Origin of the sequence: Cellvibrio sp. QJXJ, assembly GCF_024452345.1 — a bacterium.
Classification (GTDB): Bacteria; Pseudomonadota; Gammaproteobacteria; order Pseudomonadales; family Cellvibrionaceae; genus Cellvibrio.
The window spans coordinates 4,574,394-4,589,251 of the sequence record NZ_CP101662.1 but is presented as its reverse complement, the minus strand read 5'-3'; the positions used below and the strand labels follow the sequence as shown (position 1 = coordinate 4,589,251).

The following is a 14,858-nucleotide window of genomic DNA, read 5'->3' as shown; positions in this document are numbered from 1 at the left end:
GCGATTAATTAAATCACTGTGATTTAGTATTGACAAGAGGTGTGACGTTTATTTTTTTGTGCAGTCTGGATTAGACGAGGTATCTACCCCATCAAATAAAAATGCCCAGCCGCCGGTGCGGATTCCGGCGGCTGGGCATTTGATTGGACAGAAATTTAAAAGCCGGCATTAATCCAGCAGCGACAAACTACCATCATCTGCAACGACAACTTTGATAGGGTCGATAATATTGCCCGTAAATTGCCCCTGCGCATCGTTGCCCATAAAGGCCAGCAAATACCAGGCTTGATCCGGGCCTTTAATCAAACGACCAGAGTAGAGGCCGTCTTGTTTGGGGCCGGTCAAAAAGCCATTACCCATGCATTCGTAAGGCCCCATCATGGAGTCGGCGACAAAATATTTCACGCCAGTTTGCGGTTCACAACCAGGTTCGGCTTTGTGTTTTGCGGAGTGGAAACGTGTGGATACCGAACAGAATAAATAATAGCGGTCGCCAATTTTTTCGATCTGCGGCACTTCCATTTCACCAAACCAACCCGGTGCCAGAAAGGCATCGCCCACTGCCCAGTCGAGCAAGTTGGTGGAAGAAGCATAGCCAATCGCACCGCGACCATCCGGCTCACCGCGATTAACACGGCAAGTAACCAGCATATGGTACAAATCCGTTTGCGGATCTTTCATCACCCAGGGATCACGCCAGGAGGCATCGTGCCAATATTCCAGATTCAAACCGTCGTACCAACGCTCATCCAGCTCCACCACCGGATTGCTATCGTGTTTGGTCCAATGAATTAAATCGGGGGATTTAGCCAAACATACGCGCTGCACCAGCCCTTTTTCTGCGCGCTTGGTGCCGGTGTAATACATGTACCACTCAGCGCCAACTTTAATAACGCAGCCAGTCCAGGTGGTAAAAGAATCGGGCGCACTGTCATCACCTTGGGTGGGAGCAATAGCATCTGGCAGCAGTGTCCAGTCGCGCAAATTTTTAGAAACCGCATGGCCGACCGACACATTCCAGTGGCGCAAATCCGGATTTTGCAGCGCCTTATCGGCCTGCAAATAAAACATGTGGTAATCCTCGCCATCCACGGCGAACCAGAAATCCCATACCCATTTATCAGTCAGCTGCAACACGAATATAACCCTCAAACAAACTTGAAAAAAATCAGGTTGCACTACTGAACAGGGCTAAATATCAGCGCTGATCGTTACTGCCCTGATTGGTCAGCATCACCGTGGTATCCGGTGAAAAGTTGGCATAAAACGGCAATATCGCACCGCCAATCGCGCGCGCATCAACACCGATAATGCCGCAGAAAATATCCGGCAAAAACACACCGGGTGGCGTGAGTTCAGCCAGGGTGATGCGCAAACGCTCCACCAATTGCAACACAATCACGCGAGGTAAATTGCCATCCAGCACTATGGCTTCAAAATCCAGCACCCCCGTTGCAGAAAAAATGGCAAAGGTCAGTGCCTGGGCGCAATCTTCTATCCACTCATCAACCGCCACTTGCGCCTGCGGCAATATGCGCGGTAATTCCGAAATATTGTTGATCGCAAAACCGCGTGCTTTGAGATGACGGCGCAATACATAAATAGAGGCGCGATTAGCCAACACTTCAAACGGCCCTTTCACCGGCGGGCAGGAATCCAGCGTGGAGGGCGACACCGGCATAGAGGCCAAAGCCCCGGAATTACCGTGCACACCGCTTTCCAAATTACCCTGTAATACCACCCCGCCACCAACAAAGGTGCCGATAAAAATGTACAAAAAGTTTTTAACCTGATTGCCCAAACCAAACTGCAGCTCGGCTATAGCGGCGGCGGAGCAATCGTTTTCGATAAAAATCGGCAGGCTGATACGCTTGGCCAGCTCCTGATCAAACTTGAGTGAATTCCAGCGCGCGGCCAGTTCATCGCTCATATTTAATTCCTGCTGCCAACCACCCATAAACCAGGGCATGGCCAAGCCAACCCCCACCAAACGCGGGCGTTCGCTGGGGTCTAACAAGCCCTGTAAATGCGTTATCGCCTGCTCTACTTTTTCCAGCAGAAAGTCTGGGTTAGGCAGGCTAAATTCATGTGCGACTTTATTTATCACATTGCCGCCAAAATCCATCAGCAGTATTTGGATGTCATTGCGCCCCACATTCACCCCAATGGAAAAAGCCCCCTTGGGATCGATACTGTACATGGTGGAAGGTTGGCCGAGACCGCGCTGTAACTTGCCCCGTTGTGCCACCAGCCCCGCCGCTTCCAGGTCGTCGATAATACGTGTGACCGCTTGTGGGGTAAGGTTGGAGAGCCGCGCCAGTTCAAACTTGGAAGCCATGCCCAGGCTACGCAATGAACTGATCAACACCCGTTCGTTATAACGGCGCAAACCACTCGAATTACTACCCTTACTCATAGCGACCCCTATTACCTTTAGAGAATATAAAAACTATTTTTTATCATGTAATCGAGTTGACTTAATTAAACCACTGTGAATAAATAAGTCAACTACTTTTCCAATCATACGCTTTTGGGTGCCAGACTCAAATGCTGTACTAGCATTAATAAACCGAGATTAATAAAACGGGATAAATGCAACTGGAATTGATACACAGGGATCAATCAGACCGGAATCAAGACATACCTGATTTGCTCGCAACCAGAGCCTAATAATTCACAATAAATTATCTATTTTGCACAGGGCTGCCCCATGACATCTGCACACCAAGAACACAATCTGGTTCTTATCCGCTGGCTCACGTTTTTAATGTTCACCATGTTTGCCATGACCACCGATGCGGTGGGTGTGATCATTCCCGAAATTATCAAGGAATTTAACCTCAACCTCACCCAGGCCAGTGCGTTTCACTACGCACCGATGATTGCCATCGCCTTTAGCGGTATCGCCTTTGGATTTTTAGCGGATCGCATCGGGCGCAAGTACACGATTTTGATCGGCCTGGGGCTGTTTGCCATTTCCTGTTTTTTATTCGCACTCGGCAGTTACTTTGAATTTTTTGTCGGGCTGCTACTAATCTCCGGCTGTGCGATTGGCATTTTTAAAACCGGTGCACTGGCGTTGATTGGCGATATCTCCACCTCCAGCCGCGAACACACACGCACCATGAATACGGTGGAAGGCTTTTTTGGTGTCGGTGCCATTATCGGTCCAGCGATTGTCGCCTATTTACTAGCAGCAAAAGTCTCGTGGATTTATTTATATATTTTTGCCGGATTTGTGTGCTTACTGCTGATTGTCATCGCATCACGGGTAAATTATCCCAAGCATAAACCCGCCAGTGCACAGGATAAAATTGATGTTAAACGCACGATAAAAATGATTGGCAACCCCTATGCCGCCGGCTTTTCGGGAGCAATTGCCCTGTATGTTGCCACCGAAGTTGCAATTTATGTGTGGATGCCAACTTTCCTCAAAGACTATTCCGGCAACGCCCTGTGGTTTGCTACCTATGCGCTGACAATATTTTTTGTGCTGCGCGCGGGCGGACGCTTTCTGGGCGCCTGGATTCTGACTAAATTCAACTGGACATCGGTAATGGCACTGTTTAGCAGCTGCATTTTTTTATGCTTTCTAGGCAGCATGTTGGGCGGTGTGAACTATGCGGTTTTTCTATTGCCGCTTTCGGGTTTATTTATGTCGATGATTTACCCAACACTTAATTCAAAAGGCATCAGCTGTTTTAATAAAAGTGAACACGGCACAGTCGCCGGCGTTATTTTATTTTTCACCGCCGTGGCCGCTGCACTTGGCCCACTATTAATGGGTGCCGTGGGGGATTTATTTGGCCACGTGAAATACGGCTTTTATTTGGCAACCGGTTTTGCGGGTTTATTATGTATTGCCATGATTTACAACTGGATCAAAAACCCTGCGGAAAAACATTTATCACAATTGGAAATTAGCCAGTACGGCGGCCACTAAATATCACCCGTATTATTGAGTCGCTCCGGTAATTTTTTTAACGTATAAATATCGTAGCGACTCGATTTTCCTTCCAGCTGATAAGACGGCGCTTGATTATTTAATAAGGGCGCCTTGCGCGGCCGCTTCACCACCACTCGATAATTGGCGTGTGCCAGCGCCAGTGGCAACAGTGCATCGGCGTCTTTATCTTTACCCACCAGCGAATGAAACGCGGCCATGTCTTTTTTAACATCGGCCGTTTTGTGGCGTTCGGGAAACATAGGGTCCAAATAAATTACATCCGGAAAATTGCCTGCGGTTAGCGATTGCAAATAATCGCGGCTATCTTGCTGCGCCAAGTGCATCCGTTGTAACACCGCAAACAATTCCGGATCTTGCAGCGCATAATCGCGCGCACGCTGCAAACCATCGTTTAATAAACAGTGCACGATGGGCGAACGTTCAATCATGGTCACGACACTACCAAGCGTAGCCAATACAAAGCTGTCTTTCCCTAAACCCGCCGTTGCGTCCAACACTCGTGGGTAAACACCGGCTTTAATGCCTACCGCCTTGGCAATCATCTGCCCCTTGCCACCACCAAATTTACGCCGATGATCCACTGCCCCTTCCGTAAATTCCGCACGAATCGGGCCCGGTGCTTTACGCCCGGTTTGCTGCAATTCAATGGCGTGAGGCGCGACCACCAATACAAAATCAATATCGCTAATTGTTTCCACCTCAAGCTCACGCAATAAAGGCAAAGACCACTGCATCGCCAGGGTTTCAGCGTGCGGCATGGATTCCGGGTGATTACACAACAGGGCAATAGGATTGGACATAGCAGCAAAAACAACGTGAAAAAGATGCGGCATTATCGACTCACAGCGAAACCGCCGCAATCATTTGTTCGGTCGCGTTATTTTTCCATGTTGAAACGAACCCTATCTCTCACATCTGGCGTTTTTACCGCAACACCATCCACCACATTAGGTTTGTACTTCCAGCCTTTCACCGCTTTGATCACACTGCGGTTAAACACACTGGAGGGTACGGCGGCGATAATTCGAATATTTTCGGTAGTCCCCAATGCAGTCACATCAAACATAATATCCACATAACCTTCGACGCCTCGCGCAACTGCCGCCTGCGGATACTGGGGCGCAATGCGGATAATGGGTACCATTTGCCCAGCAAAACCAAACACACCATCAATGGGTGGTTTCGCTGCAAGCGGTGGCTCGCCGAAATTCATACCGGGGTCTACTTTAACCTCGATGGTCTCCTGCGTATTAATGACTGGCGGTGGCAATTGCTCAACCGGGCGCACAGGCGGCTCTTGTTTTATCGTCTCAATGGTTTCAGGAACTTCCATGGTAACTGTCGGTATAGGCGGTGTTGGTTTTGCCGGCTGCAATGGGTAATCGTTATGCACCAGCGAATACATCGCAAATAGCAGGCACAAAGTCATCAACAATGCGGCGGGAAAAATACTCAACAGACGAGCTATTAGGGAATGGGTAAATAGATGACCATCAACTAAAACGGGGGTAGGTATAGTGTTCATAATAATTTCCTCGGTTTTTGGGCAAAGAAAATCCCTGCCCGGTTATGGCATACAAAAAATGATTAACGATCTGTGTGGATGGAGGGGAAGTTAAAACTTATCGTCGTCGTGTGGCGACATCAGCGGGCCTTGCGCTCGCAGTTGAATCATCATACAAGAGCGTAAAGCGGAACAATTCTGTTACACCTTGCACAACAATAGGTTGACCATCAATTACTTGCGGACGGTAGTGGGATTTTTTTAATGCAGTTAAAACACTGCGGTCAAACACACGCGAGGGCGAACGGTTAATAATACGCGGATTGATAATATGGCCGGTGGTATCAATCGTAAATTCAACCTCCACCCAGCCCTCGATACCCTTACTCAGCGCGCGCGCGGGATAAACGGGTGTAACCAACGTTACCGGCAAAAAACCTTCGACTTGAATGCGAGGGATGGGCAAGGCTGAAGGGGAACCAAGTTCAATACCGGAGAGTTGGGTCAATTCGGTTTTATCTGGTTTAACCGCCTCAACATGTACCTGTTCTATTATTTCCAGAGGCGATGGGGCATCAGACAATACAGGTTTTAATGATTGTACTAACGCCCAGCTGAATATTTCGCTGCGCACTTCTGTGTTATGGAGCAATGCATCTTGATTATCTTCCCACTGGATTTTCAATACATTATCCACTGAGGCATTCATTTGCGCGCGCAAGGGAATCCACTGCACACTCGCAAAAATGCTTAGCAACAATGCACCAATAAGCACCCAGTACTGCGCTGATTCTGTAGCGATGGAATGATGTGGCCGCTGCTTATCCAACACAGCCAAAATACGCTGATGAATATCTGAATGGCCACGCATATACATTGCGCTATCATCGACCGGATGATTTCCCTCTAGTGTCGCAAACGCCAATAAATTTTTAGCATAGCTAAGATGCTTGTCGCGCAACTTATAGATGTAATCATCACACGCGATTTCAGCTTGTAAGAATAGTTGATGGGCCACCCACCAGATTGGCAACAAAAACCAAAAAATAGCGCAGGTAATTTTTACCAACAAACTAATTAGCCAATCCCAACGCGCGATATGCCCTAACTCATGCATCAACACGCTCACGCGTTTGTCTTCATCCCACAACAACACCGCGCGCGGCAATACAATAACCGGTCGAAAAAGCCCCCAAGTGTACGGTGATTTCACATCGGGCGACGTCAATAATTGAACCGGGCGCTGCACATCCACTAATTCGCACAACACGGCAGCTTGTGCGAGTAATTCGGGATCGATAATTTTTTGTGCCGATTTTTGTTGCTGCCAAAGACCAATTACTCCCAGCAATAAATAGAACAATAAACTGCTAGCAGGAAATAAATACAACGCGAGAAGAATTAACCATTGCACCTGTGTCAACCCTTGCTCCAACAATGAACCCACTGATGCAAAGTATTCATGTGATATCCATTGGATAATCAGCGGTGTTGATTCAAAGTTCAGCGGGATAACCGGTGCAATATTTGCGAGCAGCGGCAATAAGAGCATCCAAAGGAAACCAAGACTCAGCACAAAATGCTGCAAGGCAGCCGATTTATTGCGCACCAATAGCCACAACATCACAATTATCAATAATAACAATGCAGGCTTAATCAAGCCGGTCACCAGAACATCTATGGTTGTTGCGGTATCCATAACTCTGCCTCGTATTAATGGACACTTACACGCAAAAATAATGTTTGTGTGCGATTATTATTGGCTTTTTTTCGGTGACGATGGCTCTTTTACGGTTGAATGCACAGCGGATAAATTTACTTCCACATTAGCGGCCTCATCGATTGCTTGCTGCAGCTGGACAATTTCATCGGCGCTGAGTTTGTCCTTATTCATCCCTAATAACGCATTGACGGCCGCCGCAGTAGACCCCCCAAAAAAAGTTTTTAGCAGTTTTTGCAATGCGGACGTACGCGCCTCTTCCTGAGCGATTCGCGGAAAATAAATGTAACGCGGCCCCTCTTCACGAAAATCCACAATTTGCTTTTCCACCAACTTGGCCAACAATGCCCTGACAGCCGAATAACTTGGCGCATCGGGAATGGCCTCACGAACATCCTGGGCAGACAACTCGCCCGCCTCAAATAAGGCATCCATAATTTGCCGCTCGCGCCGACTGAGCTGTGAGGCAGCTGCTTTTTCTATATCATTTGAAGTCATATCTCTACTCGCGCTCTATTTGCTGAGTTACTTGAAGTGCTGCTTTTTTAGCACCATGCTATTAAATTAGCACCTTTAACTCGCCGGTCAAGTAAAAGATGCTAAAAAAGCAGCACCCGTTAAAAATAATCGTTGCCCATACAAAATATGGGCAATAAAAAAGCCGCTGCGGTTACCCGAGCGGCTTTTGGACGAGCAGTCGAACTTATTGTTCGTTAGGTACCAGTTCCAGTTCTACACGACGGTTCTGTTCGCGACCCATAGCGTTGTCATTGCTGGCAACAGGGTAGCGCGAGCCGTAACCATAAGACTGGATACGCGCACTCGCCACTTTTTGGCTGCGCAAGTACATGGCCACACTGTCAGCACGACGCTGGCTCAGCGGCTGGTTGATGCTATCGCTACCAGTAGAATCGGTATGGCCAGTTACGCGAATAGAGGTTTGATTGAACTCGGCCAATACTTTGGCTACAGAATTGAGTACAGAAAAGAAGTCTGAGCGAATGTCAGCACTGTTGGTTGCAAAGGTAATGTTGCCCGGCATAACCAAAAACAGGTTATTACCTTCTCGTCTTACTTGCACACCGGTGCCCTGTAATTCGGCACGCAGTTTGGCTTCCTGGCGATCCATGTAGTTACCTACACCACCACCCACTACACCGCCCAGGGCAGCACCTTTAAGCGCACGCTCACGGCGATCCTTGGCATTATCGCCAGTAGCTGCGCCCAATACCGCACCCGCTACGGCACCAATACCGGCACCTTTTACAGTTTTACTGGTTTTTTGTTCGCCAGTGTAAGGATCAGTAGTTGTACAACCGATCAAGCCAACGGATAACAAAAGCGCAATTAGGTATTTCATGATGAGTCTCCAATAAAACAAAAGTAACGAATAGATGCTGCGGGTGAATAAAAATCGATATCGCCCAAGCAGGTGCTAAGGTTCAATCCATGCTCATGGTTGATCGAGTATTGATTTTTAACGACAGGAACTGAACCAATACTGAATTCGCGATTCTACCATTGCTGTCACCGGTGTATCTGATTAAAGTGGCTAGTAACACTTATTTACTCAGCACCAAATCCACCAGCACCGCAATCTAGGTAAAGTTGATATGCAAAGCAAGCTTCCACTCATTCAAATTAAATCGCTATGGATATTTTGTGCTCTACTCATCAGTCTATTAATGAGTGGCTGTAAAAATTATTCTGTGAGCGTCAACGACAACATGGTGTATGTACCACCCTCTATTTTTAAAGATTTTAAAATAGCGGACCAACAATTATTCGATTGCGTACAACAAACTATTTACGACGCACACATCACGCGCGCAGAAGACCTAAGCACGCTAAATTGCAGCAATGCAGGCATTAAATCACTACAAGGGCTGGAAAAGTTTTTTGCGCTGAAGGAATTAAATTTAGCGGATAATCAACTTACAGACATTACCACTTTAGGGAGTTTGGGGCGCTTGGAAATAGTGAAGCTAAGTGGCAATAATATTAAAAATGCCGCACCGCTGTTGCACCTACTGCACTTAAAAACATTGGATATACGCGACAATAGCGCGCTGGACTGCAAAGATTTGCCACAACTTATCGCCAATTACAACAAAACCACTACTGAGTTTTTATTACCTACACAATGTATTAAATAATGAAAGAATACTCACTGCGTACAATAATTGCCCGCAGTGAAGGTACGCGCAAACTCTCCAACCCAGAACCCCGTCAACTACTGCTGCGCACAAACATTAAACCAATGGTATTGCGCAGCTGATGCACTACGCGCATGCGGACTGGCTCCGCATTAATTGCACCCACAGCCTTTTTGAATTTCACCATCACTTCAGTTCCAACCGGCGGGCAAACCTGATTTTCAATTTGCACTTGTGCGCCGCCATCTGAAATGTCTTTTGCAAAACCTACGATCATGCCAAAACTGGGGTTGGACATCTCGACCCTGACTGAGGTTGAGGTGCGCTCAAAAACGCGACGTTCGTTCACTGTTCTATCTCCATTTTGTTCTCCATTAGTGCGCAATAACCGATCAAATTACTTTTTACCGTTTGAGTATAGATACTAATTCCCAGAACACACGGCAATAAAAAAGGGGCCGAAAGCCCCTTTTTGGCGATCGAAGAACACAACTAGAAAGTCAGCCCTAAGCGCTGGCCCACCATTTCATAGGATTCCACCACATTACCGAGATTCTGGCGGAAACGATCTTTATCCAACTTCTCGCGGGTGTCTTTGTCCCACAGACGGCAACCGTCTGGGGAGAACTCATCACCGAGGATAACTTCTCCCTTATGCAGACCAAACTCCACTTTGAAATCAACCAACAACATATTGCCTTCAGCAAACAAGGCTTTAAGTATGTCATTGATCTTAAAGGTTAACTCCTTCATCCGCGCCAATTGCTCGGGCGTCGCCCAACCGAAGGATTGAACGTGGGATTCGTTGACCATAGGGTCACCCAAAGCATCATTTTTGAGGAACAATTCGAATGTAGGTGGAGTTAACTCCATGCCTTCCTGCACCCCCAGACGACGCACCAAAGAACCGGCGGCCAAGTTGCGTATCACACACTCGACCGGAATCATTTGCATAGTTTTCACCAGCACTTCGGTATCTGACAGGAGTTTTACAAAATGGGTAGGAATGCCAGCAGCTTGCAGCTTGCCCATAATGAACGCGTTGAACTTGTTGTTCACCATGCCTTTGCGATCCAACTGTTCGATACGCTTACCATCAAAAGCGGAGGTATCGTTGCGGAACAACATGATTACGTGATCCGGATCATCAGTTTTGTAGATGGATTTGGCTTTGCCAGCATAGAGTTGTTCGCGCTTTTCCATTGATAGGCCTGCTATTCAAAAGTAAAAATGTAAGAAACTGAATTTAAGAAACGGATAACCAGTCAAACCCCTGGTTTTGACACGCAAAAGTCACTTGTTTGACCTCTGCTGTGACGGGTGCCAGAGTGGCTTGCGCCAGCTCCAGCGAATTATTTTGTTGGCTTATATGAGCAATCACCAAATGCTGCAAGCGGGCACAATCCAAACGCTGCAAGAACCCAGCGGCCTGCTGATTACTCAAATGCCCCCACAAACCACCTACACGCTGCTTGAGCGATGGCGGGTAATCACCCGACGCGAGCATCACGGGATCATGATTTGCTTCCAATACCATCGCATCCAGATCCTGATAATGTGCTTCAACGTGAGCGGTAATACTGCCCAAATCCGTCAACACACCAAGGCGCAACCCGGCATACTCAAATACAAATTGTGAGGGTTCGCGCGCATCATGTGGCACCGCCACTGGCGTCACCAGCAGCTGATCGATCTCAAACGGCTGGTACGCTTCAATCAAACGTAAATCCGGTAAATCACCCAAATTGCGACTGTGATAAGTACCGGGTGTCATATACACCGGTAAATCATAGCGTCGCGCCATAGCGGCAACGCCCTTGATGTGATCTGTGTGCTCGTGTGTGACCAGTATAGCGGTCAGCTCTTCCGGACGTTTGCCCAACCGCTGCAGGCGCTCATTTGCTTGTTTGACGCTAAACCCGCAATCAATGAGCAAAGTGCCTGCCCCCCACTCCACCAACGTAGAATTGCCGCGACTGCCGCTACCAAGCGATGCAAAACGCAGGGGAGCTGTCACTTAAATCAGGTTTTTACGTAATAAAGTGACTAAATGGCGCGCTTCGCTGGTAGTCAAGCGCTTGCCATAAGGGTCGCGTACCCTCACAACATAATCGTTGTTTTCACCCGTGATTACTATGAGATAACCAGGTGCTTTGGGTAGTATTTTTTCCTTTTTACGCTCCGAGCGTGGAGCTGCTTCAAACTCACTACCCGTCAACATGTTTGTTTTAATTTGCGCCAAGCTGTAGGGGGTGGTTGGCGCTTTGGGTTTCAAACCAATTCTAAAAAGACGCTTGAAAAAGCCTGGCTTGGCCTCTTCTGGATCCAAATAATGAACATAGTAGATGGCCGCATCGGCATCAGCTTCAAAGGTAGTAAAACCATCTTGTTTAGCTGCATAAGCCAAAGTGGCAAAGGCGCGAGTGCGGTCCAACTTGATCAGCATTGCCGGCTCACCGCGCAACATGGTCAAACTGGCTTTTACTGAACCGCCAATAGACTGGGCCAAGAGTGAAGTGCCGCCTTCGGCTGTTTCACTTGCAAGTGTTGCAGCCAGCTCATCCAACAACCATTTTTCACGCTCAGGATTAACCGATTTACGCGGCCATCCCAAATCGGCAGCGGGTTTTTCCGCTTTAGGTACACTCATGTGCGTGATGTGCACTTCCGTCGTTTCCGGTTGTACCCCCTGATCAATCTGCAGGCGATAACGATCATAGGTCGAAAGATCAGTTTTGAATTGCAACCAGCTGGTTTCAATAATGCCGCGACTAATATCCGCACGACTAACCGCCAAATTGTTTACGTTGAGGAAGTTACGAATGCGTGGCCAGACCTCTCCGGGAGCAGCGTTAAGCAAAATCCAGCTCTCGCCACCCACACGTTGGATTTTTACGTTTTCCTGCTCAAGATTGGCAGACAAAGGCATAGGGCGGGGAATTTCGTTATCAACCGAATTAGGGTCGTAACCAAAGTCTGTCGCGGTAATTGGGGGAATGGGATACAACTCACCCATGGCTTCGGAGTGCTTACCGGCTGGCAGAACCAAGGGAGGAATATTATCTGCTTTCAGATAATCGCTTTCGCGATTACGAAAAACGCCCTCATCACCAAAAAACATGCCGCAGCCAGACAGGGAAAACCCCACACTCGCCAACAACAACATGTTGAGCGGACGGGTGAAGCGTGTACCAAATATTTTTATCGTCATTGCGTTACGTAAACTCATGAATCATCTCATCGACAACAACAAGACAAGTGGCGGGAATTAAAGACCCGCTGCCTGCATGGCTGTTTTAAGCTGTTGGTGATACTGCTCTGACAAACGTGTCAGTGGCAGGCGAATACCTGATTGAATCAAACCCAATTGCTCCACGGCCCACTTGACCGGAATGGGGTTGGATTCAACAAACATAGCAGTATGCAAAGGCAGCAAACGTTCATTAATGGCACGCGCTTCTTCGGCATTACCCGCCAAGGCCAACTCACACATACGTGCAATGGCAGCAGGTACGACATTCGCGGTGACAGAAATATCCCCTTTACCCCCTAAAAGAATTAAATCGACTGCAGTGGCATCGTCGCCAGAGATGATACTAAAGCTCTCAGGTGCTTGATCGATAAGGATTTTAGCCCGAGCCAAATCGCCTGTAGCTTCTTTGATGCCGATGATATTTGGCACTTTTGCCAGACGTAGTGCTGTTTCTGATTTCATATCAACGCCGGTACGACCTGGCACGTTGTAAAGAATTTGCGGAATAGCAACAGCATTAGCGATATGCGCATGATGTAAAAACAAACCTTCTTGGGTAGGTTTGTTGTAATAAGGTGTGACCAGCAGACAGGCGTCAGCGCCGGCATCTTTCGCCGCTTGGGTGAGTTCGACCGCTTCCGAGGTAGAGTTGGCACCCGTGCCCGCAATCACCGGTATGCGACCATTGACCTGATCGACCACTTTCTTAATAACCGCCAAATGTTCATCAACCGTCAAAGTGGCTGATTCGCCAGTGGTACCCACCGCAACAATGGCGTGAGTACCCTGCTCCAGATGCCAGTCCACCAATTTATGCAAACTCGCCCAATCGAGGGAATTATCTGCATTCATTGGGGTTACCAGGGCAACCATACTGCCTTGAATCATCGAGAGCTCCGTTAGCTAGCGAAAAAAGTAGCGATATAAAGGTGGAAACAACAGGTCAACAAACGAAAGGCGCCATGGTACTGAGTGGGGCCTGACGAAACAAGCAAAACACCATCAAGAGCAGCGGAATCGCCGCGAAAGAGTTATTTTTTAAAATCGAGCATACGCTGCAACGGAATCATAGCCTGGCGACCCAACTCGGGATCAACATGAATCTCGTTATCACCCTGCTCAAACACATTGGCCAGATTGTCCAACACATTCATCGCCATCCAAGGGCAATTTGCACAAGAACGACAGGTCGCGCCACTACCTGCGGTGGGAGCGATATGGAAAATTTTATCCGGATTAAGCTGCTGCATTTTGTAAAAAATGCCTTGATCTGTCGCCACAATAAATTCGCGATTAGGCAGTGTTTGCGCCGCCTTAATTAACTGCGAGGTGGAACCCGCCACATCGGCCAAATCAACTACCGCTTTGGGCGATTCAGGGTGCACCAATACAGCCGCATCAGGGTAAAGCAACTTTAGATCTTCAATGCCCTTGGCTTTAAATTCTTCGTGCACGATACAAGCGCCGTCCCAGAGCAATACATCGGCACCGGTTTTTTGCTGTACGTAAGCGCCCAGATGTTTATCCGGCGCCCAGAGGATTTTTTTACCCTGACGATCGAGATAATCAACGACATCCAGCGCAATACTGGAGGTCACTACCCAATCAGCACGGGCTTTTACCGCAGCAGAGGTATTGGCATAAACCACCACTGTGCGATCCGGGTGCTGGTCGCAAAACGCAGAAAATTCATCGATAGGACAACCGAGATCGAGCGAACAGGTCGCCTCCAACGTCGGCATCAAAACACGCTTTTCAGGTGTGAGGATTTTGGCGGTCTCGCCCATGAATTTCACACCGGCAACAATCAAGGTATCTGCCGAATGATTTTTACCGAAACGCGCCATTTCCAGCGAATCAGATACACAACCACCGGTTTCTTCGGCAAGCGCCTGAATCAATGGATCGGTGTAATAGTGCGCAACCAATACCGCATTATGCTGCTTCAACAACGCCTTGATGCGCGCCTTGTAGCCAGCCTCTTGTTCGGGGGTATATTGCGGAGCGCTCCAGGCGCGGGCGAGATGCTGTTTTACAACATCTTGCGCATTGGCATCGCGCTTGGCCACATTAAGAAGTTCAGACATAAAATCGCCTCACTGGACGCTCACTCGCGATGGCGAAGAGCAAATTTGCGCGAAATTTTATCACAGAGCCGAATCGTTGACGGGAGAATAAACAGCGCCAGACATGTTTTCGATCTAATAAAAAAAGGGCGCCTGTAAGCGCCCTTTTTTGACTCTGCCACACGAATTAAC

Annotated in this window: 15 protein-coding genes; 2 read left to right on the top strand and 13 right to left on the bottom strand. The window is 48.0% G+C overall.

Annotated elements, in window-relative coordinates; translation table 11 throughout:
• Window positions 1-168: 168 nt before the first annotated feature.
• Together NNX04_RS19890 and NNX04_RS19885 are read right to left on the bottom strand one after the other, a co-directional pair.
• The gene (locus tag NNX04_RS19890) at window positions 169-1,137 is read right to left on the bottom strand and encodes a family 43 glycosylhydrolase (protein WP_261946942.1); all 969 of its coding nucleotides are present in this window, start codon (window positions 1,135-1,137) and stop codon (window positions 169-171) included.
• Window positions 1,138-1,198: 61 nt separating this feature from the next.
• Window positions 1,199-2,416 (bottom strand): ROK family transcriptional regulator, encoded by a 1,218-nt coding sequence (locus NNX04_RS19885; RefSeq protein WP_261946941.1) that lies wholly within the window; start codon window positions 2,414-2,416, stop codon window positions 1,199-1,201.
• Window positions 2,417-2,710: 294 nt separating this feature from the next.
• Between NNX04_RS19885 and NNX04_RS19880 the strand changes: the two genes are divergently transcribed.
• Window positions 2,711-3,943: an MFS transporter gene (locus NNX04_RS19880; RefSeq protein WP_261946940.1), complete on the top strand. Its 1,233-nt coding sequence runs from the start codon at window positions 2,711-2,713 to the stop codon at window positions 3,941-3,943.
• Here NNX04_RS19880 and NNX04_RS19875 read toward each other — a convergent pair.
• The 5 genes from NNX04_RS19875 to NNX04_RS19855 form a co-directional block, all read right to left on the bottom strand.
• Entirely contained in the window at window positions 3,940-4,767 is an 828-nt protein-coding gene (locus NNX04_RS19875) for a class I SAM-dependent methyltransferase (RefSeq protein ID WP_261946939.1), read from the bottom strand. The genes NNX04_RS19880 and NNX04_RS19875 overlap by 4 nt on opposite strands.
• A 77-nt stretch (window positions 4,768-4,844) precedes the next feature.
• The gene (locus tag NNX04_RS19870) at window positions 4,845-5,492 is read right to left on the bottom strand and encodes an energy transducer TonB (RefSeq protein WP_261946938.1); all 648 of its coding nucleotides are present in this window, start codon (window positions 5,490-5,492) and stop codon (window positions 4,845-4,847) included.
• 97 nt (window positions 5,493-5,589) lie between these two features.
• Window positions 5,590-7,170: a M56 family metallopeptidase gene (locus NNX04_RS19865; protein WP_261946937.1), complete on the bottom strand. Its 1,581-nt coding sequence runs from the start codon at window positions 7,168-7,170 to the stop codon at window positions 5,590-5,592.
• A 57-nt stretch (window positions 7,171-7,227) separates the two neighbouring features.
• Complete coding sequence (locus tag NNX04_RS19860) at window positions 7,228-7,689, bottom strand: BlaI/MecI/CopY family transcriptional regulator (protein WP_261946936.1); 462 nt, start codon at window positions 7,687-7,689, stop codon at window positions 7,228-7,230.
• Between the two features lie 205 nt (window positions 7,690-7,894).
• Window positions 7,895-8,551, bottom strand: coding sequence for an OmpA family protein (locus NNX04_RS19855; RefSeq protein ID WP_007644208.1), 657 nt, complete (start codon window positions 8,549-8,551; stop codon window positions 7,895-7,897).
• Between the two features lie 253 nt (window positions 8,552-8,804).
• On the opposite strand from NNX04_RS19855, the gene NNX04_RS19850 reads away from it, so the two are divergent.
• Window positions 8,805-9,347 carry a leucine-rich repeat domain-containing protein gene (locus NNX04_RS19850; protein WP_261946935.1) on the top strand — a complete coding sequence of 181 codons (543 nt, stop codon included), beginning with the start codon at window positions 8,805-8,807 and terminating at the stop codon, window positions 9,345-9,347.
• A 73-nt stretch (window positions 9,348-9,420) separates the two neighbouring features.
• Here NNX04_RS19850 and NNX04_RS19845 read toward each other — a convergent pair whose 3' ends face one another.
• From NNX04_RS19845 to nadA, 6 genes are all read right to left on the bottom strand, one after another.
• Window positions 9,421-9,696, bottom strand: coding sequence for a PilZ domain-containing protein (locus NNX04_RS19845; protein WP_040392816.1), 276 nt, complete (start codon window positions 9,694-9,696; stop codon window positions 9,421-9,423).
• A gap of 143 nt (window positions 9,697-9,839) precedes the next feature.
• Window positions 9,840-10,550, bottom strand: a complete 711-nt coding sequence (purC, locus tag NNX04_RS19840; protein WP_007644214.1) for a phosphoribosylaminoimidazolesuccinocarboxamide synthase — start codon at window positions 10,548-10,550, stop codon at window positions 9,840-9,842.
• Window positions 10,551-10,593: 43 nt separating this feature from the next.
• Complete coding sequence (locus tag NNX04_RS19835; RefSeq protein WP_261946934.1) at window positions 10,594-11,364, bottom strand: MBL fold metallo-hydrolase; 771 nt, start codon at window positions 11,362-11,364, stop codon at window positions 10,594-10,596.
• Window positions 11,365-12,576, bottom strand: coding sequence for an outer membrane protein assembly factor BamC (gene bamC / locus NNX04_RS19830; protein ID WP_157152589.1), 1,212 nt, complete (start codon window positions 12,574-12,576; stop codon window positions 11,365-11,367).
• A gap of 39 nt (window positions 12,577-12,615) precedes the next feature.
• Window positions 12,616-13,488, bottom strand: coding sequence for a 4-hydroxy-tetrahydrodipicolinate synthase (dapA, locus tag NNX04_RS19825; protein ID WP_261946933.1), 873 nt, complete (start codon window positions 13,486-13,488; stop codon window positions 12,616-12,618).
• A gap of 143 nt (window positions 13,489-13,631) precedes the next feature.
• Window positions 13,632-14,687, bottom strand: coding sequence for a quinolinate synthase NadA (nadA, locus tag NNX04_RS19820; RefSeq protein ID WP_261946932.1), 1,056 nt, complete (start codon window positions 14,685-14,687; stop codon window positions 13,632-13,634).
• Window positions 14,688-14,858 lie beyond the last annotated feature (171 nt).